Annotated in this window: 17 protein-coding genes and 1 tRNA gene; 11 read left to right on the forward strand and 7 right to left on the reverse strand. The window is 66.2% G+C overall.

What is annotated here, in order from left to right; translation table 11 throughout:
* Positions 1–57: 57 nt before the first annotated feature.
* From AC1DDA_RS25965 to AC1DDA_RS25995, 7 genes are all read left to right on the forward strand, one after another.
* A complete protein-coding gene (locus AC1DDA_RS25965) occupies positions 58–1068 on the forward strand; it encodes an ABC transporter permease subunit (RefSeq protein WP_476797919.1) in 1011 nt (336 codons plus the stop codon).
* Positions 1069–1108: 40 nt separating this feature from the next.
* Positions 1109–2020 carry an ABC transporter permease subunit gene (locus tag AC1DDA_RS25970; RefSeq protein WP_476797920.1) on the forward strand — a complete coding sequence of 304 codons (912 nt, stop codon included), beginning with the start codon at positions 1109–1111 and terminating at the stop codon, positions 2018–2020.
* Between the two features lie 3 nt (positions 2021–2023).
* Positions 2024–3046, forward strand: a complete 1023-nt coding sequence (locus AC1DDA_RS25975) for an ABC transporter ATP-binding protein (protein WP_476797921.1) — start codon at positions 2024–2026, stop codon at positions 3044–3046.
* A complete protein-coding gene (locus AC1DDA_RS25980; protein ID WP_476797922.1) occupies positions 3043–4023 on the forward strand; it encodes a peptide ABC transporter ATP-binding protein in 981 nt (326 codons plus the stop codon). Before AC1DDA_RS25975 ends, AC1DDA_RS25980 begins: the two co-directional genes overlap by 4 nt.
* 201 nt (positions 4024–4224) lie before the next feature.
* Entirely contained in the window at positions 4225–5454 is a 1230-nt protein-coding gene (pepT, locus tag AC1DDA_RS25985) for a peptidase T (RefSeq protein ID WP_476797923.1), read from the forward strand.
* 137 nt (positions 5455–5591) lie between these two features.
* Positions 5592–6587, forward strand: a complete 996-nt coding sequence (locus tag AC1DDA_RS25990; protein WP_476797924.1) for a sterol desaturase family protein — start codon at positions 5592–5594, stop codon at positions 6585–6587.
* Positions 6584–7747 (forward strand): GNAT family N-acetyltransferase, encoded by a 1164-nt coding sequence (locus AC1DDA_RS25995; protein WP_476797925.1) that lies wholly within the window; start codon positions 6584–6586, stop codon positions 7745–7747. Before AC1DDA_RS25990 ends, AC1DDA_RS25995 begins: the two co-directional genes overlap by 4 nt.
* Here the strand turns inward: AC1DDA_RS25995 and AC1DDA_RS26000 are convergent.
* Positions 7671–9167, reverse strand: coding sequence for a glucosamine inositolphosphorylceramide transferase family protein (locus AC1DDA_RS26000; RefSeq protein ID WP_476797926.1), 1497 nt, complete (start codon positions 9165–9167; stop codon positions 7671–7673). The two genes, AC1DDA_RS25995 and AC1DDA_RS26000, sit on opposite strands and share 77 nt — an antisense overlap.
* 233 nt (positions 9168–9400) lie before the next feature.
* Between AC1DDA_RS26000 and AC1DDA_RS26005 the strand changes: the two genes are divergently transcribed.
* Positions 9401–11539 carry a GumC family protein gene (locus tag AC1DDA_RS26005; RefSeq protein WP_476797927.1) on the forward strand — a complete coding sequence of 713 codons (2139 nt, stop codon included), beginning with the start codon at positions 9401–9403 and terminating at the stop codon, positions 11537–11539.
* Complete coding sequence (locus AC1DDA_RS26010; RefSeq protein WP_476797928.1) at positions 11539–12882, forward strand: VpsF family polysaccharide biosynthesis protein; 1344 nt, start codon at positions 11539–11541, stop codon at positions 12880–12882. The genes AC1DDA_RS26005 and AC1DDA_RS26010 overlap by 1 nt, the downstream gene beginning before the upstream one ends.
* Here the strand turns inward: AC1DDA_RS26010 and AC1DDA_RS26015 are convergent.
* A complete protein-coding gene (locus AC1DDA_RS26015) occupies positions 12824–14065 on the reverse strand; it encodes a glycoside hydrolase family 5 protein (RefSeq protein ID WP_476797929.1) in 1242 nt (413 codons plus the stop codon). The genes AC1DDA_RS26010 and AC1DDA_RS26015 overlap by 59 nt on opposite strands.
* Entirely contained in the window at positions 14062–15234 is a 1173-nt protein-coding gene (locus AC1DDA_RS26020; RefSeq protein ID WP_476797930.1) for a DUF1972 domain-containing protein, read from the reverse strand. The genes AC1DDA_RS26015 and AC1DDA_RS26020 overlap by 4 nt, the downstream gene beginning before the upstream one ends.
* Positions 15235–15630: 396 nt before the next feature.
* Here AC1DDA_RS26020 and AC1DDA_RS26025 point away from each other — a divergent pair, with 396 nt between their 5' ends.
* Both AC1DDA_RS26025 and AC1DDA_RS26030 read left to right on the forward strand, forming a co-directional pair.
* Positions 15631–16542, forward strand: a complete 912-nt coding sequence (locus AC1DDA_RS26025) for a glycosyltransferase family 4 protein (protein ID WP_476797931.1) — start codon at positions 15631–15633, stop codon at positions 16540–16542.
* Entirely contained in the window at positions 16539–17804 is a 1266-nt protein-coding gene (locus AC1DDA_RS26030; protein ID WP_476797932.1) for an MATE family efflux transporter, read from the forward strand. Before AC1DDA_RS26025 ends, AC1DDA_RS26030 begins: the two co-directional genes overlap by 4 nt.
* A gap of 13 nt (positions 17805–17817) precedes the next feature.
* On the opposite strand, the gene AC1DDA_RS26035 is transcribed toward AC1DDA_RS26030, so the two are convergent.
* The 4 genes from AC1DDA_RS26035 to AC1DDA_RS26050 all read right to left on the reverse strand — a co-directional run bounded on the left by AC1DDA_RS26035 (position 17818) and on the right by AC1DDA_RS26050 (position 21621).
* On the reverse strand, positions 17818–18678 hold the full coding sequence (locus AC1DDA_RS26035) for an HTD2 family dehydratase (protein ID WP_476797933.1): 861 nt from the start codon (positions 18676–18678) through the stop codon (positions 17818–17820).
* A complete protein-coding gene (locus AC1DDA_RS26040) occupies positions 18678–19835 on the reverse strand; it encodes an acyl-CoA dehydrogenase family protein (protein ID WP_476797934.1) in 1158 nt (385 codons plus the stop codon). The genes AC1DDA_RS26035 and AC1DDA_RS26040 overlap by 1 nt, the downstream gene beginning before the upstream one ends.
* 143 nt (positions 19836–19978) lie before the next feature.
* Positions 19979–21271 carry an alpha/beta hydrolase gene (locus AC1DDA_RS26045; RefSeq protein WP_441513528.1) on the reverse strand — a complete coding sequence of 431 codons (1293 nt, stop codon included), beginning with the start codon at positions 21269–21271 and terminating at the stop codon, positions 19979–19981.
* A gap of 273 nt (positions 21272–21544) precedes the next feature.
* Positions 21545–21621, reverse strand: a tRNA-Met gene (locus tag AC1DDA_RS26050).
* Positions 21622–21643: the final 22 nt, after the last annotated feature.

Genomic DNA, 21643 nt, shown 5'->3' on the forward strand with positions numbered 1-21643 from the left:
GACAAGACAGGCCGCCGCGCAGGACGACATGCTCCGGCCGACAAGAATGGCAGAACCATGCTGCGCTTCATCTTCACCCGGCTGAGCCTGGTCATCCCGACCTTCATCGGCATCACGCTGCTGGCCTTCTTCCTGGTGCGGCTCGTGCCGGGCGACCCGATCGAGACCATGGCTGGCGAGCGCGGCATCGACGCCGCTCGCCATGCCCAGCTGCTCACGGAATACGGCCTCGACCGGCCGCTGCTCGTCCAATACGGCAAATATATCGAGCGTGTTGTGCAAGGCGATCTCGGCAAGTCGATCGTGACGCGCGAGAACGTCCTGACCGAGTTCGGACAGCTCTTCCCGGCGACCATCGAACTCGCGCTCTGCGCCATCCTGATCGCGCTGATCGTCGGGCTGCCGGCCGGCATCATCGCGGCGGTGAAGCGAAACTCGATCTTCGACCATGGCGTGATGGGCATCTCGCTGACCGGTTACTCCATGCCGATTTTTTGGTGGGGCCTGCTGCTGATCCTGCTGTTCTCGGTGCAGCTCGGCATCACGCCGGTCTCGGGCCGCATCGCGGTGCAGTACTTCATCGAACCCGTCACCGGCTTCCTGACCATCGACAGCCTGCTAGCCGGCGACGTCGACGCCTTCTGGTCGGCGCTGTCGCATCTCGTGCTGCCGGCGATCGTGCTCGGCACCGTGCCGCTCGCGGTCATCGCGCGCATGACGCGCTCGGCGATGCTCGAGGTGCTCGGCGAGGATTACATCCGCACGGCGCGGGCCAAGGGCATGGCGCCGATCCGGGTCGTCGCGCTGCATGCGCTGCGAAACGCGCTGATCCCGGTCGTCACCGTCATCGGCCTGCAGGTCGGCACGCTCTTCACCGGCGCGATCCTGACCGAGACGATCTTCTCCTGGCCCGGCGTCGGCAAATGGCTGATAGAGGCGATCAGCCGGCGCGACTACCCCGTGCTCCAGGGCGGCACGCTGCTGCTCGGCATTGTCGTGATGAGCGTCAACCTCTTCGTCGACCTGCTCTATGGCCTGATCAACCCGCGCATCAGGCACGCCAAATGAACCGCCCTTCGCATTTCAGCTCCCATTGGAGCCCTCGTCCATGAGCGCAGAAACCCTCGAAGCCCCAGCCGTCGCCGCACCGAGCGGCACGCCGCCCCATCCGGCGCGCGAGTTCTGGACCTATTTCAGCGCCAATCGCGGCGCAGTGGCCGGGCTCGTCGTCATCGTGCTGGTGCTGCTCTGCGCGCTGTTCGCGCCGATCATTGCACCGCATGATCCCAATCTGACCAATAATGCGGTCTTCCTGAAGCCGCCGTTCTGGCAGGAGGGCGGATCGCTCTCCTATCCGCTCGGCACCGACGCCATCGGCCGCGACATCCTCTCGCGCCTGCTCTACGGCGCGCGGCTCTCGCTGGTGATCGGCATCTTCGTCGTCGCGGTCGCCATCATCGTCGGCATCGTGCTCGGGCTGATCGCCGGCTACTTCAAGGGCATCGCCGATATCGCGATCATGCGGCTGATGGACATCCTGATGACGATGCCGAGTCTGCTGCTCGCCATCGTCATCGTCGCGATCCTCGGCCCCGGCCTGATGAACGCGATGCTCGCCGTCGCCATCGTCGTGCTGCCGCACTATGTCCGCATCACACGCGCCGCCGTGATCACCGAGGCGAGCAAGGATTACGTCATCGCCGCCCAGGTCAGCGGCGCGCAGACCGTCCGACTGATGTTCTCCGAGATCCTGCCGAACTGCGCCGCTCCCCTCATCGTGCAGGCGACGCTCGGCGTCTCCACCGCGATCCTCGACGCCGCGGCGCTGGGCTTCCTCGGCCTCGGCGCCCAGCCCCCGACCCCGGAATGGGGCACGATGCTCGCCGATGCGCGCGAGTTCGTGCTGCGCGCCTGGTGGGTCGTCACCTTCCCGGGCCTCGCCATCCTCATCACCGTGCTCGCCTTCAACCTCCTCGGTGACGGCCTGCGCGATGCGCTCGACCCCAAGCTGAAGCGCTGACCCATGCCCCTGCTCGAAATCGAAAACCTCAGCGTCGAATTCCCGACCTCACAGGGAACGCTGCGCGCCGTCGACCGCATCGACCTCACCCTGGAGGAGGGCGAGGTGCTCGGCGTGGTCGGTGAATCCGGCTCCGGCAAATCAGTAACCATGCTCGCGCTGATGGGCCTCGTCGGCTATCCCGGCCGCGTCCGCGCCGACAAGCTGCGCTTCGACGGCCGCGACCTCCTGACCATGTCCGCCCGCGAGCGCCGCCAGCTCACAGGCAAGGATGTGGCGATGATCTTCCAGGAGCCGAGCACCAGCCTGAACCCCTGCTTCACCATCGGCTTCCAGCTCGCCGAGACACTGAAGAAGCATGAGGGCATGGACGGCAAGGCCGCAAAGCGCCGCTCGATCGAGCTGCTCGAGCAGGTTGGCATTCCGGCACCTGAAAGCCGTCTCAAGGCCTTCCCGCATCAGATGTCCGGCGGCATGAACCAGCGCGTGATGATCGCGATGGCGATCGCCTGCAATCCGCGCCTGCTGATCGCCGACGAGCCGACGACCGCGCTCGACGTCACCATCCAGGCGCAGATCCTCGATCTCCTGATGTCGCTGCAGCGCGAGCGCGGCATGGCGCTCGTCCTCATCACCCACAATATGGGCGTCGTCGCCGAGACGGCACAGCGCATCATGGTGATGTATGCCGGGCAGATCATGGAAGAGCGCAAGGTCGATGCGCTGTTCGCCGATCCGCAGCATCCTTATTCCGCCGCGCTGCTCGCGGCGTTGCCGGAGCGGAGCGAAAACGCGACGCGGCTCGCCACGATCCCCGGCATGGTGCCTGGCCTCAACGACAGGCCGAAGGGCTGCCTGTTCAGCCCGCGCTGCGCCTATGCGACCGAACATTCCCGCAATGTCCAGCCGGAACTCAGGAACTGGGCTGACGGGCGCGTACGCTGTCACTATCCGCTCGGCGATCCCCAGCGCGACGCCGATCGCGCCCGCGACGAAGCCGGCCGGGCGAAGGAGGCCGTGCGATGAGCAGCCCCGTCATCGAGGCGCGTGAACTCACGCAGATCTATCCGGTCAAGCAGGGGCTCTTCCGCCCGCCGGCGCAGCTGCAGGCGGTAAACAAGGTGTCCTTCGCGGTCGATGCCGGCCGGACGCTCGCGGTCGTCGGCGAGTCCGGCTGCGGAAAATCGACACTTGCCCGCATGGCGACGCTGATCGAGACGCCGACCTCGGGCACGTTGACGCTCGACGGACTCGACGCCGTCAACCCGCCCGCCGGCGAGCGCAAGCGCCTGCGCCGCACGGTGCAGTTCGTCTTCCAGAACCCCTATGGCTCGCTCAATCCGCGCAAGAAGATCGGCACGATCCTGGAGGAGCCGCTCAAGATCAACACCGACCTCTCCAAGGCCGAGCGCACCGAGAAGGCGCGCGCGATCATGGCCAAGGTCGGCCTGCGGCCGGAGCATTATGCCCGCTATCCGCACATGTTCTCCGGCGGCCAACGCCAGCGCATCGCCATCGCCCGCGCGCTGATCCTCTCGCCGAAGCTCGTCGTGGCGGACGAGCCGGTCTCGGCCCTGGACATCTCGATTCAGGCGCAGGTGCTGAACCTGCTGGCCGATCTGCAGGAAGAGCTGAAGCTCGCCTATCTCTTCATCTCGCACGACCTCAGCGTCGTCCGGCACATCGCCCATGACGTGATGGTGATGTATCTCGGCAATGCCATCGAGCACGGTCCGAAGGAGCGCATCTACGCCCGGCCGCTGCACCCGTATACGCAGGCGCTGCTGGCTTCGACGCCGCGCGTCGATGCCGGCAAACGCGAGCGCATCGTGCTGCGCGGCGAATTGCCCTCCCCGCTCAACCCGCCGAAGGGCTGCGTGTTCTCGACCCGCTGCCCCTATGTCACCGACCGCTGCCGGGCCGAGCGCCCCGAGAAACGCGAAATCGACGGCCGGCAGGTCGCCTGTCACTATGCCGAGGACTTCCTCGCCAAGGCGGCGTGACCGCTAGATCGCCGGGCGTCCTATGGGACGCAAAGTGGCGATCTATCTCGTTGTTTGAGCACCGGATTTCTCCGAAAAGGGGATCCCACTTTTCGGCCCGGTGCTTTGGGCTTCGGCAGGTCTTGCCGAAGCGCCGGCCGACGCGATAGCTCTCGCTGCGCGCGCCATCTGGTATGGCGCTGCCTGACGAGCGGGGTCGAGATGTCCATTGCGGCGAAACTGACGGAGCGCTTCCTGCGCTATGTCGCGGTCGAGAGCCAGAGCGACGCGCAGGCGACGACCCTGCCCACGACGCCCGGACAGCAGCGCCTCGCCGCCCTTCTCGCCGAGGAACTCAAAGCCCTCGGCCTCGCCGATATCGTCATCGACGAGCACGCCACCGTCACCGCGCGCAAGTCCGGCACGCGCCCGGGCGCGCCGCGCATCGGCTTCATCGCCCATCTCGATACGGTCGATGTCGGGCTCTCGCCGGTGATCCGCCCGCAGATCCTGCGCTTCGAAGGGCAGGATCTATGCCTCAACCGCGAGCGGGACATCTGGCTGCGGGTCGCGGAGCACCCGCAGCTCGAACCATGGGCCGGCGCGGACGTCATCGTCGGCGACGGCACAAGCGTGCTCGGCGCCGACAACAAGGCGGCCATCGCCGCAGTCATGACACTGCTCGCCGAGCTCGGACCCGAGGATGCCCATGGCGACATCCTCGTCGCCTTCGTGCCGGACGAGGAGATCGGCCTGCGCGGTGCCAAGGCGCTCGATCTCACGCGCTTTGCCTGCGACTTCGCCTACACGATCGATGCCTGCGAGTTGGGCGAGGTCGTCATCGAGAACTTCAACGCGGCCCAGGGTGAGATCAGCTTCACCGGCGTCAGCGCCCATCCGATGTCGGCCAAGGGCGTGCTGGTCAATCCGCTGCTGATGGCGATGGATTTCATCGCGGAATTCGACCGGACCGAGACGCCTGAGAGCACCGAGGGGCGCGAAGGCTATTTCTGGTTCACCGAGATCGCCGCCGGCCAGAGCGAAGCCAGGCTGAAAGTGATGATCCGCGAGTTCGACAAGGCGCGGTTCGAACAGCGCAAGCGCCGCATCGGCGAGGTCACGGAACTGATCGCGCGGCGCTATCCGACGGGACGGGTCTCGTCTGACGTCAGCGACACCTACGGCAACATCCATGACAGCCTGGGTGACGACCGCCGCTCGGTCGATCTGCTCCTCGCGGCGCTGTACGAGCTGAAGATCGCGCCGAAACTGATCCCGATGCGCGGCGGCACGGACGGGGCGGCGCTTTCGGCACGCGGGCTGCCGACGCCGAATTTCTTCACCGGCGGCTGCAATTTTCACTCGCGCTTCGAGTTCCTGCCCGTGCCGGCTTTCGTGAAATCCTACGAAACCGCACGCATGATCTGCCGGCTTGCGGCGGAGCGTGGCTGAGGACAGCGCCTCGCCTTCAGAATCGCATCGCCCGCAACCGCGCTTAACCATAACGCGCGAGGTTTCCTGCAGTGCGCCGAATATTTAATAGCCTTGTGGCCTAAGGAGGCCACTCCCCAGCGCAGGTGCTAGACGGCATGACCGAGTTCATTGGCAAGATCCTCGACAAGATTTCGGCGACGAGCCTCTTGACGACGGGATTGCTGCTGCTGACGGCGCTGGTCAGCGCGCTGGTCGCCTATTGGCGGACGGCCGAGCAGAAGAACTTCCGGGAGTTCTTCGATTTCATCTTCCCCAACGAGATCATCACTCATCCTTCGGCGAAGGCGGATCTGCTGTTCTGGGTGACCCGCAAGGCGATCATGCCGTTCCTGATGCTGCCGGCGGGCGTCGCCTTCGTCGCGGCCGTCGGCTACGCGACCAACAAAATCCTCGCCACGATCTTCCAGATCGATCCGCCCCTCATTCCGGGGCCGGCCGGGCCGGTGACGACCGTGATCTTCACGGTCACAATGCTGCTGGCTTACGACATCTCCTATTACCTCTACCACGTTGCGCAGCACCGCTTTCCCATCCTCTGGGAGTTGCACAAGGTTCATCATTCGGCCGAGGTGATGGTGGGCATCACCAAGGACCGCGTCCATCCGCTGGACGAATTAATGAACCGGGCCTGGGACGGGGTGATCCCGGGCATCTGCTTCGGGATCTGGTCGCTGGTCTCGCTCAACCTCATCGAACTCACCGTCTTCGGCGTGAACGTCTACGTCATGCGCAACATCCTGATGATGGACTTCGTCAGGCATACGCATTTCAAGATATCGTTCGGGCCGCTGAACAACGTCGTCCTGTGCCCGCACTGGCACCAGCTGCATCACAGCGTCGATCCGCGCCATTACGACAAGAATTTCGGGCTGCTGTTCTCGTTCTGGGACCGGTTGTTCGGAACGCTGTGCGTGCCGAAGCCGGATGAGGACTTCAAGTTCGGGCTGATGGAACGTGGCGTCCGCGATTACCAGTCACTTTCGGGGCTCTACCTGCTGCCATTGAAGCGGATGTGGCACCAGATCCGGCGCCGGCTCGGCCTGCGCCCCACTCGCCGCACCGAAGCCGAGGCCGAGGGAGCACAGCAGTGAGCGCATCTGCCGAGTTCACCGCCGTCGATGGCCGAAAGCTGGAGATCGTGACCTCGGAGGAGCGGCTCACTGCGCTGGCTCCGGCCTGGGATGCGCTATGGCGGCAAGCCGACGGCCTTGTTTTCCAGAGCTATGGCTGGATCAGCGCCTGGTGGCGGACCACGCCGGGCCGCGACCAGCGCGGGCTGCTGATCGGCCTGGTCTGGAATGGCGAAAACCTGGAGGCCGTGCTGCCTTTCGCCACGATCAGGCGCCGCGGCATCCGCATCCTTGAATGGGCGGCGAAGGAACACAGCGACTATGGCGATATCCTCATGGCTCCCGGCTGGAGCCGCGAGGCCGCAGCCGCCTTGTGGCGGGCGATCGCCAAAGCCGGCCGCTTCGACATGGCCTATCTCAACCGGCTTGCGCCCGAGGCCCTCGCCCGCCAGATCCTGACGGGTGACAATGCAGCTCTCCGTCTGAGCCCGAACCACCGCACCGAGATCAACTATCGTGTGAGCGGCTCCTGGAATCGTGGCGCGCTCTGGTTCGACCAGCAGTCGAAGAAGACGCGGCAGAACTACCGGCGCGGGCGCAAATTCATGGAGGAATCCGGGGAAGTCCGCTTCCGGCTGATGTCTCCGGAAGAGCCACTTGAGCCCGTGCTGCTGCGCGTCGCCGCCCTCAAGCGCAAATGGCTCGAGCGCCATGGCCATGCCTCGGATCTGTTCGACGAAGGCTCTCCGGCCCTCACCGCGCTCGTCGGCGTGATGGCGAAGCTCGGCATCCTGCGTGTCTTCCTGCTCGAATGCGGCGATAGCGTCGTCGCCGTCTCGATCAATCTGGTGCAGCGCGACAGGATGATGGCCTTCGTCACCACCTATGATCCGGACCATGAGCGGGCGTCGCCGGGCATGGTGCTGATGATGGACTACATCCAGTGGTCGATCGACCAGGGCCTGTCGATGGTCGATTTCCTCTGCGGCGGCGAGGATTTCAAGCGGCGCTTCGCCACCCAGTCGGTGACATTGGATTCGGTTTCGGGAGGGCGCACGCTGCTCGGGCGGCTTGCCGTCCTCGCCGACGGCGCCCGGCATGCCATCAGGAGCCGGCGAGCGCCGGCACCGGCCGCAGACCCGCCAGAAGCGGCCGGCGAGCCATTGCCGAGCCGTCGATGAACTCGTAGCCGCCGGCTCGGTTGAGGCTGTGGATGCGGCGCCCGGGCCAGAGAGCACCTGCCTGGATGATGGTCTCGATCTCCTGATCGAAGCCCTCGGGGTCGAGCCGTGTGACGCGGGCAATGCCGAGCGCCTTGCCGTAGCCGAACCGGCAGTCCTGCACCGGACGCAGCAAAACGCCATCGCGGATGGTCATCTGCCCGGCCGGCCGGGCCGAGGCGATATCGATCAGCACGGGATTGCGGGGATGCGGTTTCCAGGGACCGCGGAAATCCGGCGCCGACCAGAGATGAAGCGTATCCGAATGGGAGCCGCCGCCGTCCCGCACCGTGGCAAACAGCCACCATAGACCGCCATGCTCGATCAGCGTCGCGTCGCTGGCGACGACGCCGTCGATCAGCGTCGCCTCCCTGACCCAGCCGCCGGGGAATGCTGTCGCGCGAAACAGATCCACCCGCGCGGCGCCGGAGCTTTCCGGGATCATCCAGACCTGCCCGTCCCGTTCGAAGACGAAGGGATAGGAGAGATGGCCGGGCTGTTCGAGCACTGGCTCGGGGCGGCCTATCGGACCATCCGGCCCGAACTCCACCGCCGAAATGATGCCCTTGCCGGTGGCGTGGGGGAAATCCTCGACGAAGAGCGTGAGACGCCCCCTATGCAGGATCGGAAACGGATCGGCATAGAAGCGGGTGCCGTCATCGGGCAGGTCGCACCAGCCCGCGTCGGGATGGCGCTTCAGATCGAAAAGATCCGGGCCGCCCAGCTTGCGCCAGCCCACCCGCCAATGGGGGGCGTGGAAGCAGCGCCGGTAAATGCGATCGACCGCATTCGAAGTCACCGCGCGGACCATGGTCCGCGCGAGGCCGGTATGGGGCGTGGGCGAAGGCTCGGCTTCGGCAGGCAGTTGCGGCACACGCATGCGGCTGCCTTCGACCGCGGCCACGATGAAGGTGATCACGCGGCTGAGGATATCGTCGAGCTTCGCCAGCAGAATGCGGCCGTGATCGCTGCCGGGCCGCGCTGCCGCGATCAGCGCCCCATTCTCCGTCAGCTCGACCAAGGGAACACCACCGGCGAGAAGAGCGGCGACAAGTGCAGCTTCTCCCGCCTGCCCTTCGAAGCGAAGGACCCAGCGGCGCGTTGGTCCGGCCGGCTCATCGCTGCCGAGATCGAGAAGCAAGTCGGCTTCGTCGTGCCCCGGCGCGGCGGCCACGGCAGCTGCCTCAGCCGGCCGGGCGAGCGTGAAAAGGCCATCGGGCTGAAGGCCGTGCAGATAGCCCTCGACGCGGAAGAGACCGTCGAGCCGATGTGGGTCGGCTGCGTTCACTGCCGGCGGAACGACCGAAAGCGCCAGGCCGGGGATCGCCCGGAGACGCTCGATGAGGACCAGATGCCACCGCCGCAAGGGCGAAGCACCCATGTACAATCTCAATCTCATATCCAAGCCCAGCCGCATTTCTTGCGGCAACTGCGCCAAAGCAGCCAGCATTCTCCAACATCCGCATTTCGATTTGGTTAGCCCCGCGTGCGAGCCCGCTCATGCGGGCGGCTCGACCGATCGGGGCACTTGTTAAGGAGTTCGTGGCAGTGTCGCGCCTGGAAGCTGCGGCTGGACGACACCGCGGCATCGCGTTGCGTTGTCCGAGTAGGGGAATGACGAGTCTGGCTGCGACCGCTCATCGGCAGGAGGAAACGGTACAGCCGCCTCCGCAGGAGACCTTTCGTCGCCGCCCGGATGGCGCCGTCGAAGTCTCCGAGCTCTGGCGCATCCTCTGGCATCGGCGCCTGATGATCCTGGCCGTCGCGGGCCTGCTGGCGGGGCTGGCCCTCGCTTACGGGCTGTTGACGCCTTCGCTCTATACCGCCTCGGCGCAGCTCCTGATCGATCCGCGCGACCGGAACGTCGTCAGCAACGACGTCAACCCCAATACGGTCTCGCCGGATGGCGGCTTGGCGCAGGTCGAGAGCCAGGCCAGCGTCGTCCAGTCCACGAACGTGCTGGCTCGGGCGATCAGGACGACGAAACTCACCGAGGACACGGAATTCAACGGCGCGGGGCTTCTCAGCCGCCTTCTCGGCCGGATTGCGACAGATGCCCCTGCCCCGGACGGCACCCTCACGCCCACCGAGGCGCGGACGCTCGCCAACCTCCGGCGGAAGATTTCCGTCAGGCGCGCGGACAAGGTCCTGGTGCTGGACGTGGTCGTGACGACGCGCGACGCCGACAAGTCGGCCAGGCTCGCCAACGCGATCGCCGAAGCCTATCTCGCCGACCAGGCCGATGCCAGAAGCCGCGCTGCGACGGAGGCGTCCGAGGGGCTGACAGCCCGGCTGGCGGAACAGCGCAAGCGGGTCGAGGCGGCTGAGAATGCCGTCGAGCGCTATCGCGCCGAAAACAATCTCGTCGCGGCGTCCGGGCGCCTGATCAGCGAGCAGCAACTCAGCGAGATCAGCAATCAGCTCTCGGCAGCCCAGGCGCGCACTTCCACCCTCCGATCGCAGGTGGAGCTGATCGCCCAGCAACGCCGGCGCGGCGCCCTGGCCGGCAGCTCCATGGAGGCACTGCAGTCTCCTGTCATCGGAAGACTGCGGGAGCAGGAGGCCGCCCTGGTTCAGCGCGAAGCCGATCTGCAGAGCCAGTTCGGCCCGCGCCACCCGTCGATCGGCGCGGTGCAAAACCAGCTCGTCCATGTCCGCCGCCTCATCGCGACCGAGATCGAGCGGGTCGAGCAGTCCGTGCGCACCGAATATGAGCGCGCGCTCGGCAATGAGAAGCTGCTCGCCAGCAAGCTTGAGACCCTGACGCGCCAGACGCAAGGTGCGGACCAGGCGTCGGTCCGGCTGCGCGAGCTCCAGCGCGATCTCGAAGCGGTCCGTGCGGTTTATGCGACGTTCCTGCTGCGCGCGCAGGAAACACGCGAGCAGGCAAATCTGGACACCACCAACGCCCGCATCATCAGCCGGGCTCAGCCGCCATTGCAGGCGAGCTGGCCGCCGACATTTCCGCTTGCAGCGGCGGCCGCCGTCCTCGGGCTGGGCCTCGGTGCCGGCCTCGCATTGCTTCGCGAGTATGCCGCGCCTCATCTGCTCTCCCGTTCGCAGGCCGAGGCTTTGATCGGCGCTCCCGTGGTCGGTGTCCTGCGCCCCCGAACCGCGCCCCCGCGCGGCTTCGGCCGATGGTTCCGGCGATCGGCAGGCCGGCAAGCGGAGGCGGACGGCGCGGCGCAACTCGCGCTGCTCCTGCTGTTCAAGCCCACGGATGTGCCGATCCCGGCCGCCCGCAGCGCCCTGCTCATTTCGGCCGAGGCCGATGGCGATGAGCGGGAGCATGCGGCCGACCTGCTCGCCAGCGCTGGAGTCCAGCACGGAGAGCGCGTCCTCCTGGTCGATACGACGACCGAACCGGTCCACGGCGGCCCGGCCGGGCTGATGGATATTCTGCGCGGCGAATGCAGCTTCGAGGACGCCATTCACTTCAGCGACGCCAAGGATGTCGCGCTGATGTCCGCCGGTCGTCCGAAAGCCGCAACGCAGAAGGCATTGGCACGCAGCTATGCGATGCGAATGCTGGGGGATGCCAGCCGTCACTTCGACATCGTGGTCATCGACGGCGGCCCGCTGGAGCGCAATGTGAAGATCGCCCCGTTGGTCGGCATGGTCGAGGAGATCGTGCTCGTCGCCCGTCTCTACACCACGCGCCAGCAGGAGATCATGCGGGCGGTCGAATCCGCGCGCGTCATGGGCCGCTCGGTGACGGCAACGATCCTGATCGACGCCGACGGGCGAGGCTGATGCCTGCCGCCGGGCTCACGGCCGAGGCCTCGGCCCGTGGGGTACCGGGCTGGGCCCACCTGGATGGGCTGACGCGCTACGGTCTTTTCGCCACCGTCCTGGTGCTGTTCTGCGTGTCGGGCGGCATGCTCTGGCTCGTCGGCTATAATTATGACGGCCTCACCGGCGCCGCCGCCACGAAGATCCATCCCTCGACCTATATGATCGTGCTCCTGTTCGGCTGGAGCCTGATCGCCTGCGGGGATCCGGTCAGCCGCGCCATTCATCTCGTCAGCGCTCGGCCGGCGACGCTGTTCATGCTGCTGGTGACGATGGCGACGATTGTCGTCACGGTGATGCGCGACGGGCCGGGCCTTGGCGGCATGGTCGACACCTATGTCGCCGTCTGCCTTCTGGTCCTGTTGCTCGTCGATGCCGACGACGAGACCATGACGACCCTCACGACGATGCTGCATGTCGTCATGACCCTCAACGCCCTGCTCGCGCTCTTCGAGTTCGTCACGCAGTTCCGGCTCTTTCCCTACCGCTTCGACGGCGCCGTCTTCGAAACCGACACCCGCTCCAGCGCGTTTCACGGCCATCCGCTGGCGAACGCCATGATCACCGCCTGCTATCTGATGGCTCTGATCAGCGGGTCACGCTCCCTGCCGCCGGCGGTCCGTGGCGTCCTCATCGCGCTGCAGAGCGCTGCCCTGGTGGTCTTCGGCGGCCGCACCGCGCTTCTGACGTCGCTGGCGTTCGGCCTCTGCTACGGCACGGTACAGCTGTTCGCCTTGCTGCGGAGCGGGCGGATATCGCTGATCGCGGCCGCCATCGGCTGCGTGCTCGTAGCCCTCCTGCCCGTCGCCATCGGCGGGCTGGTGGCGCTTGGTTTCTTCGACGACGTGGCCACGCGCTTCGTCTCCGACGGCGGCAGTGCCAATGCCCGCAAGGAAATGTTCGAGCTGCTGCAGATGTTTTCGATCGGCGACCTCGTCATCGGGCCCGATGTGCAGCTCGTCGACACCCTGCGCCGCGTCAACGGACTGGAATGGGGCATCGAGAACCCGTTCGTGCGTATGATCCTCTATCAAGGGGCGATCATCACCGCGCTCGTGACGCTGGCCTTCGGCCTCTTCATGTACGAATTGGGGCGCGGACGCCCCGGCGTCTGGCTCCCGATGATCGTCTGGATCATCCTGCTGAACGGCTCGGAGAGCATCGCGACGAAGACGACGATGCCGGCGAAATTCGTCATCGTCATTCTGTGCCTTTATCGACCGGAAAGGCGCGGTTCCGGCCGGCTCAATCCGGCATTCGCAGACCGAGGGCCGCGATCATGGCCGGGTCGAGCCGGCGGCTGACATCGTCCATCATCCCCATGCTGTCGAACAGGTTCCAGAATGCCCAGGGAAACCCGAGCGCCTCGGCGCCGAGCCTGACGTCACGCACATAGCGGGCGCGATCGTCCGGAGCGGAGGCGACGGTGCCGCCCCCGGACCGCAGCGCTCCGAACTCGCCCATCAGGATCCGGCCGGGCTGCACGCCCTCGCGCTCCGCCCAGGCACGGACCCGGCGCAGATAGCCGTCGATGAAGGGGCGATCCGGCTGGGCATCGAAATATTCCTTGAGGATGCGCTCGGTCTCGCGATAGGCGGCCGCTCCACTGCCCTGTGCCGGCGCACCCAGCGCGGCCATCCTGGCGCGCACCGCAGCGAGGGTGGCGTCGAGGCTTCCCCGCGCCGCTGGCCAGGGCACGGCGTTGAGCGCCCGATAGACCGGTTCGCTCATCCAGCGCGCGCCCTGATGCGAGAAGAGATAGGGCTCGTAGAAGTGGAAGGTGAAGAGCAGCGGCTCATAGAGCGAGAGCTCGCGGACCCGGAGGGGTTCGAGACCTGCGATCATGCTGCCGCAAGCGCCGGTCGCCAGCAATGTCAGCCCCGGCGCGGCCAGTCGGGCGGCGGCCAGAAGCCGCTTCTGCGTCTCCCCCCATTCAGCGGAGCCGCAGGCCTGGAGCGGCTCGTTGACGGGCTCGAATCCCGTCCGCTCCGGATCGCTCCGCCCCAGTCGCGACGCCAGCTCCACCACGAGATCGCGATAGGCCGGAAACGCCGGAGCATCCAAGGTTCCGAACAATCGCGACGGCGTCCAGTAATGCGTCGCGCCGTTGGCGTGAAGATTGACGATCACGGCAAGCCCCTCGCCCTGCGCCAGCGCCACCGCGGCCATCACCTGATCGAGCAATGACGCCCTGACGGCGGGAGCTGCGGCAAGGAACGGGCCGGGGTCCACGGGCAACCGGACGAAGTCGAGGCCCGCACGACGCAAGAGAGCGAGATCCGCCCGCGTCGGAACCGGCCGGTCGAGCTGGAACGGGGGCCAATCATAATCGGTTCGCGGCGCAGGGTGCTCCCGCGTCAGGGAGAACCATGGCCAGAGATTGACGCCGCGCCGGATGCCGAGGGGCCGCGCCGCATGAGCGCGACCGCCGCCGATCGCCGCCGTCCCGATCGCCCCCGCCAGCAGAGAACGGCGGCTGACCGTCATCCCCTGCGGCCGCCGGCCACCTCGGCCGGAGCGACGGCAGCTTCCGGCTCGAGACCGAGCAGGGCCAGCGCCTCGCGTTCGTAGTGTTCGAGGACCGCCTGCCATTCGAAGCTGGAGCGGGCGCGCCCGAGCGCAGCCTGTTTCAGGCGAGCCGCCAGTTCATCATCGGCCAGCAGCCGCCCGATCGCATTGGAGCAGCTCGCCTCGTCAGCAAAGAACAAGCCCGCCTCACCCGCGGTCCAGCGGTTATAGGGATTGTCATGGGCGATGACCGGGTTCCCTGCCCAGAGCGCCTCGACCAGCGAGGGGTTGGTCCCGCCGACGGTATGTCCGTGCAGATAGCCGCGCGCGTGGAAACGCAGGGCCCTCACGGTCTCGGCGTCGTAGATCGCGCCTGGCATGATCACTTCCGGCCCAGCGGCCGCCTTGACCTGGCGATGATAGGCGTTCTCGTCCGAGAAATTGCCGAGAACGACGAGGGGCATGCCGCGCGGCCTGGACGAGAAGGCCTCGACCAGCGTGAGGATCGAATTGTCGGGCTCGATCCGCGCGATCGAGATCAGGTAGCGGCCGCTCTCCAACCCGAATTTGGCGAGCGGCTTTGCCGGCGCCATCCTGATCGGCATGCCGCCATAGGGAATCATGACCGTGGCGCTGCGCGGACGCCGCGTCGCTAGATGGTCGGCGATGATCGGATGATCAGCCACGAGACGGTGCGAGGACCAGGCCGCGATCCACTCGTTCATCCAGAACCAACTGCGGACGGGCCATGACCATTTCGGCCGGCGCCACTCGATCCCGTCCATATTCGTCATGATCTTCCGCCCGGCGAGGCGCAGATAAGGCAGGAAGATCGCGCCGTTATATCCCAACACGAGGCTGAGCGCCGGACGCCGCGCCGCATGCCGCACGCAATGCCAGTCGAAGTCGATGGTCGCGCGCGGCCCCGATGTCGACACCTGCGTGCGAATGAGCTCGATGCCCCGCCAGGATTCGCTGTGGAACCGGCGCGTGACGGCCGGAACCTCGTCCTGGCAGTACACGCCGACCTGCCAGCCCCGCTCGACCAAAAACAAGGCGAGCTTCTCGGCGAAGGTCTCGAAACCACCATGCGCTGCCGGAATACCCCGTGTTCCGAGGATCAGCAACGAAGGAGCGGTATTTGCCATGATTTCATCCGGAGGGGCGCAAAGCTGCGCGAAGATAGCGCGTAGCTTCAAGAATACCTTGAATTTCTGGGACTTATCCCGCTTTTATCGAAGATGGTTAGGACGCGCTTTCCGGCCATACGGAATCGGTGGAAGCGCGATGGCGGCGTCCTCGAATGGAAACGGATTGTGACGCTGCGTATCGCCTGCATTCATCAGGGCTATGAACTCTACGGGTCGGATCGCGCTTTCGCCGAGAGCGTGGCCGCCTTGCGCCAGACCTACCCGGCCGCCGATATCGAGGTCGTGCTCCCGCGCGAAGGTCCGATCCTCAGCCTGCTCCAGCCGGTCGCCAGCCGGATCGTCATCGAGCCGCTATGGGTGCTGCGCCGCAGGAATCTGCCGAGATTAATGGCCATGGCGCCGATCGAACTGCCGCGCGCCATGCTGCGCGCGGCCCGGCGAATGCGCCGTTGCGACCTCGTCTACATCAATACCTCGGTCATCGTTGACCATGTGCTTGCCGCACGATTCTTTGCCGGCAAGGCAATCCAGCATATCCACGAAATCCCGGAAGGGATGACGCGCACGCTCCTGCGCCGGCTGATCCTCTGGGGCCGCGCGCGGCTGATCTTCAACTCTCAGGCGACGCGCTCTGCCTTCCCGCTCCCGGACGGCCATGAAGCGGATGTCATTTACAATGGCGTGGCCGGGCCGGCCGACTGGGCGCCCACTGATTATGATGGCAGGCGGCGGCTGCGTGTCCTCATGCTCGGCCGCATCAACCGCATCAAAGGCCAGGAAATCCTGCTCGCGGCGGTGAGTGCCCTGCCCCCGGATCTGCGAGACCGGCTCGAGGTCCGGATCGTCGGAAGCGCTTTCGAGGATCCCGCCCTCGAACAGGCGTTGCACGAGGCGGTGACGAGCGCGGGTCTCGACCCGCAGGTGAAGGTCGAGCCTTTCCGCGACGATCCCACGCCGCTCTATCGATGGGCCGACATCGTCGTGGTGCCGTCGCGCCGGCCGGAGTCGCTCGGCCGCGTCGCGATCGAAGCCATGGCGTTCGGCCGGCCGCCGCTGGCTTCGGCGATCGGAGGCCTGCAGGAGGTGGTCGTGGACGGTGTAACCGGCCGGCTGTTGCCGCCCGGCGACCCCGACGCCCTCGCAGAAGCGCTGAAGCAGGTGATCCTCGCGCCGGAGCTGCTCGCCCCCATGGCGCATGCGGGACGTGAACGCTTCTCGGCGCTGTTCAGCAATCAGGCTGTCGCCCGTGCCATCGGCGCAGTTGTCGAGGACATGCTCTCCCGCGGCCGGCTGGCGCAGCAATGAACTTCGAATCCCTGCGCCGTCTGATCCTGAAGCTCGTCGTCATGGTCGGCGGCGAGGCGATGCAGAGCGCGTTTCATCTGGGCCTCAACCTCGTCCTGCTGCACTCCGTATCCGCGTGGGATTACGGCGTCTTCGCGCTGGTCATGGTGGTCGGCGGCATCGGCCTCACCTATATCCGCGCGCTGACGGCTCTCCCGGCGAGCATCTTCATCGCCCGCAGCCATAGCGTCGGCGCGGCCGGGGCCTACGAGATCACCTTCGGCTCGGCAGCCGCGCTGCTGTCGGCACTGCTCGGCGTCTGCGTCGCCTTCGCCCTGAGCGGCTGGCTTCCGGAAGGGGCCTTCAGCGGCGGCGCCTTCGTCGCTCTGTGGACCGCACGCGCGCATATCCGCACTGTCTTCTTCGCCCGCAATCGGCAGATGCTGGTCAGCGCCAGCGATCTGACGTTCACGATCAGCGGCTCACTCGGCGCAGCATGGGTCGTGTGGAACGACACCCATATCCTGCAGCATACATTCCTCGTCATGATGACGGCCAACGCGCTTGGCATCGCCGTGATGCTCACGCTCGGCCGGCGGCCGGTGCGGTTGAGCTTCGGCACACATGTCTGGCGGCGCTATCGCAAGCTCTGGCGGGACTTGAAATGGTCGCTGCTGAGCGTGACGATCACCAACCTCCAAGGCCAGGGGATGGCGCTGCTGGTCGCCACGATCGCGGGGCCGGCAGCCTATGCGCCGATCGCGGCTGCGCTGGTCAATTTCGTGCCGCTGCGCATCGTCTCCACCGCCTTCGCCAATATGATGCATCCGGAGATGACGGCGCTCATGGCCCATCGCGACTCCGGGAAGGTCGGACGATTGCTGCGCTACTGGCCGATACCGCTGGCCGCGCTGGGCGTCGTCTACGGGATCGTCATTCTGCTCGCGCTCCCGCTCATCCTGCCGGAAAGCCTCGAGGACACCCGCTTCTTCAAGATATCGGTGCTGGCATGGGTCATGAGCGGCATGCCCTTGCTCTATGTCATGCCCCGCATCTGGCTCGAGATCGCCCAGGATTTCCGCTCGATCGCGATCCTCTCGGCGATTGCCGCCGCCATCGGCATGCTGGTGGTGCTGGTCCTGCTGCTGACGGCTGCGCCCTCCTGGGTGCTTCTCGGCGGAGCGCTGTCGGAAGTCATCGTCCTCATCGGCAGTTGGGCCGTGGTCTGGCCGAGGCAGCGCGCGACCGAGAAGGCGATGCCGTCGACCGCCAGATCCGGCTGACCGGCGGCCGCGCTTACGACCAGGAGGCTTCCGCCGTCATGCAGAGCGTGCCGTTCTGCTTCGCCGTCCAGAGCTTCAAGCCGGCCCCCTCCTCCGTCGCGTGCAATGCGAAGGCGTCATCGTCGAACAGCGGCGACAGGCCCCGGAAGCTGAAGCGCCGAGGCGGGGCGCCGCGCAGCTCGGCGGCGTAGTTGCAGAGCAGGGCGGCCTGCATCGGACCGTGGACGATGAGACCAGGATAGCCTTCGACCTCCGTGACATAGCGGCGGTCGTAATGGATGCGATGGCCGTTGAACGTCAGCGCGGAATAGCGAAACAGCAGCGGCGCCTCGGCGCGCATCGGCCGCTGATGAGCGCCTTGCTCGGCAGGGGGCGGCTGCTTTGTCGCGCCCGCGGCGCTCTCGAGGCCGCGATAGACGATGTCCTGCCGCTCCTCCAGCACGAGCGCTCCATTCGCTTCGACGTGGTGCTCTACGGTGACGAAGCAGAGCGGCCCGGTGCGCCCTTTCTTCAGCATGACATCCATGATGCGGGAGATGCGCCTGACGACATCGCCCACTCTGAGATCGCCGGAGAAGGCGAATGCGCCGCCGGCCCACATCCGGCGGGACAACGGCACGGGCGGCAGAAAGCCGCCCCGAGCGGGGTGCCCGTCCGGCCCGAGCGTGCCGGTCGGAGCAGCCGGCTGGGCCAGGCAGAAATGGATCAGCCTCGGAACGATTTCGCCGTGCTGCGGCGCCTCGCCGGGATAATCGAAGGTCGCGTGATACTTCCGCGCCAGATCCTCGCTGACGATGTCGACGCCGACATCCTCACGGCCGATCCAGCCGCGCAAGTGATCGATGTCGAGCTCGGAGATGCCGGACGCAGCCATCAGTAGGACCTCGGCATGCCCAGCACGTGCTCGGCGAGATAGGACAGGATCAGGTTCGTGGAGATCGGCGCGACCTGATAGAGCCGTGTCTCGCGGAACTTGCGCTCGACATCGTATTCTTCGGCGAAGCCGAAACCGCCATGCGTCTGGATGCAGGCATTGGCTGCCTCGAAGGAGGCATCCGCCGCAAGCATCTTCGCCATATTGGCCTCGGCACCGGGATTGGCGTCGGCCTCGTAGAGCCGGATCGCCTCGCGCACCATCAGTTCGGCGGCGCGCATATTGGCGTAGGCCTTGGCGATCGGGAACTGGATGCCCTGGTTCTGGCCGATGGGCCGGCCGAAGACATGCCGCTCCCTGGCGTAGTTCGAGGCCTTGTCGATGAACCACTTGGCGTCGCCGACGCACTCGGCCGCGATCAGGATACGCTCGGCATTCATGCCGGAGAGGATGTAGCGGAAGCCCTTGCCCTCCTCGCCGACGAGATTCGCGGCCGGCACCTTCACATTGTCGAAGAAGACCTCGGTAGTGGCGTGGTTCATCATCGTGCGGATCGGCCGGATGGTCAGGCCGTCCTTCAGCGCCTCGCGCATGTCGAGGATGAAGACCGAGAGCCCGTCGGTGCGCTTCTGCACCTGGTCGCGCGGCGTGGTGCGGGCGAGCAGCAGCATCAGGTCGGACTGAGCGGCGCGGCTCGTCCAGATCTTCTGGCCGTTGACGATGTAGTGGTCGCCCTCGCGCCGCGCCGTGGTGCGCAGCGCAGTCGTATCGGTGCCGCTGGACGGCTCGGTGACACCGAAGGCTTGCAGGCGCAATTCGCCGGAGGCGATCTTCGGCAGGTAGCGCCGCTTCTGGTCCTCGGTGCCGTGACGCAGCACCGTACCCATCACATACATCTGGGCGTGGCAGGCGGCGCCGTTGCAACCCTGCCGCTGGATTTCCTCCATGATCACGGCGGCGGCCGAAAGCGACAGGCCGGCGCCGCCATACTCCTCCGGGATCAGCGCCGAGAGGAAGCCGCTTTCAGTCAGCGCCGTGACGAACGCCGCGGGATAGGCCATCTCGCGGTCGAGCTTGCGCCAATACTCGCCCGGGAAGTCCGCGCAGAGCTTCGCAACCGCATCGCGAATGTCGTTGTGGTCGGAAGCATGCTGCATGGCGGCCTCGAAGCTGTCGGACGCTTGGGACCGCGTCCCGATACCTTCGTGGTTAGCCCTCCGCCGGCCGACGAGGAAGAGCCTCCGTGAAGGGGAAGCCCCGCGTCGACGCCAAGCGATGCCGATGCGCGCGGGCTTCATTCTCAACGGCCCGACTGCCCAGTCCCCTCGAACGGGGCGGCGACCGCATCCCCGGTCGCTTGACCGGCATCGGATACGGAGCGACCGACCTGCTGGATCGTGTCGTTGAAATTCCGGCGCGTGTGGGGATCGACGACGGCGATCGGCGCCGAGATCGCGAGGCCCGCTGCCGTGCCCACAGCCGCCGCGGTGCCGGCGGTCACCTCCATCAGGCGCTCGCCCAGGCCGACCCGCGAATCCGTGATCGGCTGCCCCTCGACCAGACGCGAGCCGATCAACTGCACGACTTCCGGGCTCTCGGCGAACTTGCCATGGTTCAGGCTGTCGCCGGAGCGCAGCTTGGTGAGGTTGAGGACGGTGATGCCGTATTCGGCGATCTCGCTCCGATAGGGCTCGACATCGGGATCGATGGCGCCGAGCCGTGCCGCGCTGCCCCAGACGCGCCGCGACACGGCCAATGCCCGGTCGTCCTGCGAGACGAACACGGTGAACCGAGGCCGCTTGCCATGGATATCGGCGATCTGGCTGCGGAAGACGTCGACATCGACATCCGGCGCAGCGAGCATGACATTGGCGATCTTCGGCGGGATGCTGCCGTTGCGGATCGCCATCTGGCGCAGCGCCTCCATCGTCACCCAGTTGCCCATCGAATGGGCGAGGATCGAGACTTCGCCAACCGCCGGATCGCGGGCCAGGCTTTGCAGGAGGTTCTCGAGCGCGGTGCGGGAGTAGTTGCCGCTTTCGCGGTCGTAGCCATAAGCGAAGATCGAGCCGCGCGACGGCCAGGTGAAGAGCACCGGCACGACCTTCGCATTCGAGTCGTGCACGATCTGCGCGAAGCGATAGACCGCATCCTCGAAGCGATTGTTGAAGCCGTGGATGAACACCATCACCCGGCGCTTCGGCACCTTCGTCACAGCCTTATGAAATAGCGAGATGGCCTGCGCCTGATCGAGCTTCTCGACGTTGAGCGTGACGAAGTCCGTCTCGGGATTGCCGGGCAGGCGGTTCGGCCATTGCACCTCACCGATTTTGCGATGGGATGCCGGCGGCAGCGAAACGGTAATTTCAGCGAAAGACGGCTTGCCGCGCTCGCCGGAGAACAGGATGCCGGCGTCCTCGTCGGGTGCGCGCGTCGTCGCCACCAGCATGGTGACCTTGCTCGTATCCGTAGCCGCCGAGCTCACGGGCAGGAGCACCCCCTTCACATCCCCGGCGCAGCCCGCGAGCAGCAGGGCCGCGGCTCCCGCCGAGAAAGACCGGAGCCCGGCCTTGTGAAGTAACGCAACACGCATGCCCGCCCCCGATCACCACGCCACTCTGTCCCGACATCGCGTTATCGTGCGGGAATGATGCTGAGCTGTGACAGTCAGTGCCAGACTAGGCAGCGTTCCTGCCGAACGGTCAAGCCGTTGGCCGGTCCCCTGATGTGGTCGGCGATCAAGTGTGGCTTTGAAGTGCTGGTGCGTGGGGTGTTCCGCTTTGGCGGATTGTAGGGGTGCTTTGCGCTGTTTTTTCTGGATTTTAGACGCAAAAACCCGTCGCTGCTTGCGACGGGTTTTTGTGTTTGGTTGCGGGGGCCAGATTTGAACTGACGACCTTCAGGTTATGAGCCTGACGAGCTACCGGGCTGCTCCACCCCGCGGTAAGGATATGGGACCTTTTGA

The sequence above is a fragment of the Allobosea sp. 10N428 genome (assembly GCF_056394545.1).

Coding starts and splice junctions, on each gene's coding strand:
- AC1DDA_RS26035 (WP_476797933.1), bottom strand. CDS start 18,678: ATGGCTGCGTCCGGCATCTCCGAGCTCGACATCGATCACTTGCGCGGC.
- AC1DDA_RS26045 (WP_441513528.1), bottom strand. CDS start 21,271: ATGCGTGTTGCGTTACTTCACAAGGCCGGGCTCCGGTCTTTCTCGGCG.
- AC1DDA_RS26000 (WP_476797926.1), bottom strand. CDS start 9,167: ATGGGTGCTTCGCCCTTGCGGCGGTGGCATCTGGTCCTCATCGAGCGT.
- AC1DDA_RS25980 (WP_476797922.1), top strand. CDS start 3,043: ATGAGCAGCCCCGTCATCGAGGCGCGTGAACTCACGCAGATCTATCCG.
- AC1DDA_RS26005 (WP_476797927.1), top strand. CDS start 9,401: ATGACGAGTCTGGCTGCGACCGCTCATCGGCAGGAGGAAACGGTACAG.
- AC1DDA_RS26025 (WP_476797931.1), top strand. CDS start 15,631: ATGGCGCCGATCGAACTGCCGCGCGCCATGCTGCGCGCGGCCCGGCGA.
- AC1DDA_RS26030 (WP_476797932.1), top strand. CDS start 16,539: ATGAACTTCGAATCCCTGCGCCGTCTGATCCTGAAGCTCGTCGTCATG.
- AC1DDA_RS25990 (WP_476797924.1), top strand. CDS start 5,592: ATGACCGAGTTCATTGGCAAGATCCTCGACAAGATTTCGGCGACGAGC.
- AC1DDA_RS26040 (WP_476797934.1), bottom strand. CDS start 19,835: ATGCAGCATGCTTCCGACCACAACGACATTCGCGATGCGGTTGCGAAG.
- AC1DDA_RS26015 (WP_476797929.1), bottom strand. CDS start 14,065: ATGACGGTCAGCCGCCGTTCTCTGCTGGCGGGGGCGATCGGGACGGCG.
- AC1DDA_RS25970 (WP_476797920.1), top strand. CDS start 1,109: ATGAGCGCAGAAACCCTCGAAGCCCCAGCCGTCGCCGCACCGAGCGGC.
- AC1DDA_RS26020 (WP_476797930.1), bottom strand. CDS start 15,234: ATGGCAAATACCGCTCCTTCGTTGCTGATCCTCGGAACACGGGGTATT.
- AC1DDA_RS25965 (WP_476797919.1), top strand. CDS start 58: ATGCTGCGCTTCATCTTCACCCGGCTGAGCCTGGTCATCCCGACCTTC.
- AC1DDA_RS26010 (WP_476797928.1), top strand. CDS start 11,539: ATGCCTGCCGCCGGGCTCACGGCCGAGGCCTCGGCCCGTGGGGTACCG.
- pepT (WP_476797923.1), top strand. CDS start 4,225: ATGTCCATTGCGGCGAAACTGACGGAGCGCTTCCTGCGCTATGTCGCG.
- AC1DDA_RS25975 (WP_476797921.1), top strand. CDS start 2,024: ATGCCCCTGCTCGAAATCGAAAACCTCAGCGTCGAATTCCCGACCTCA.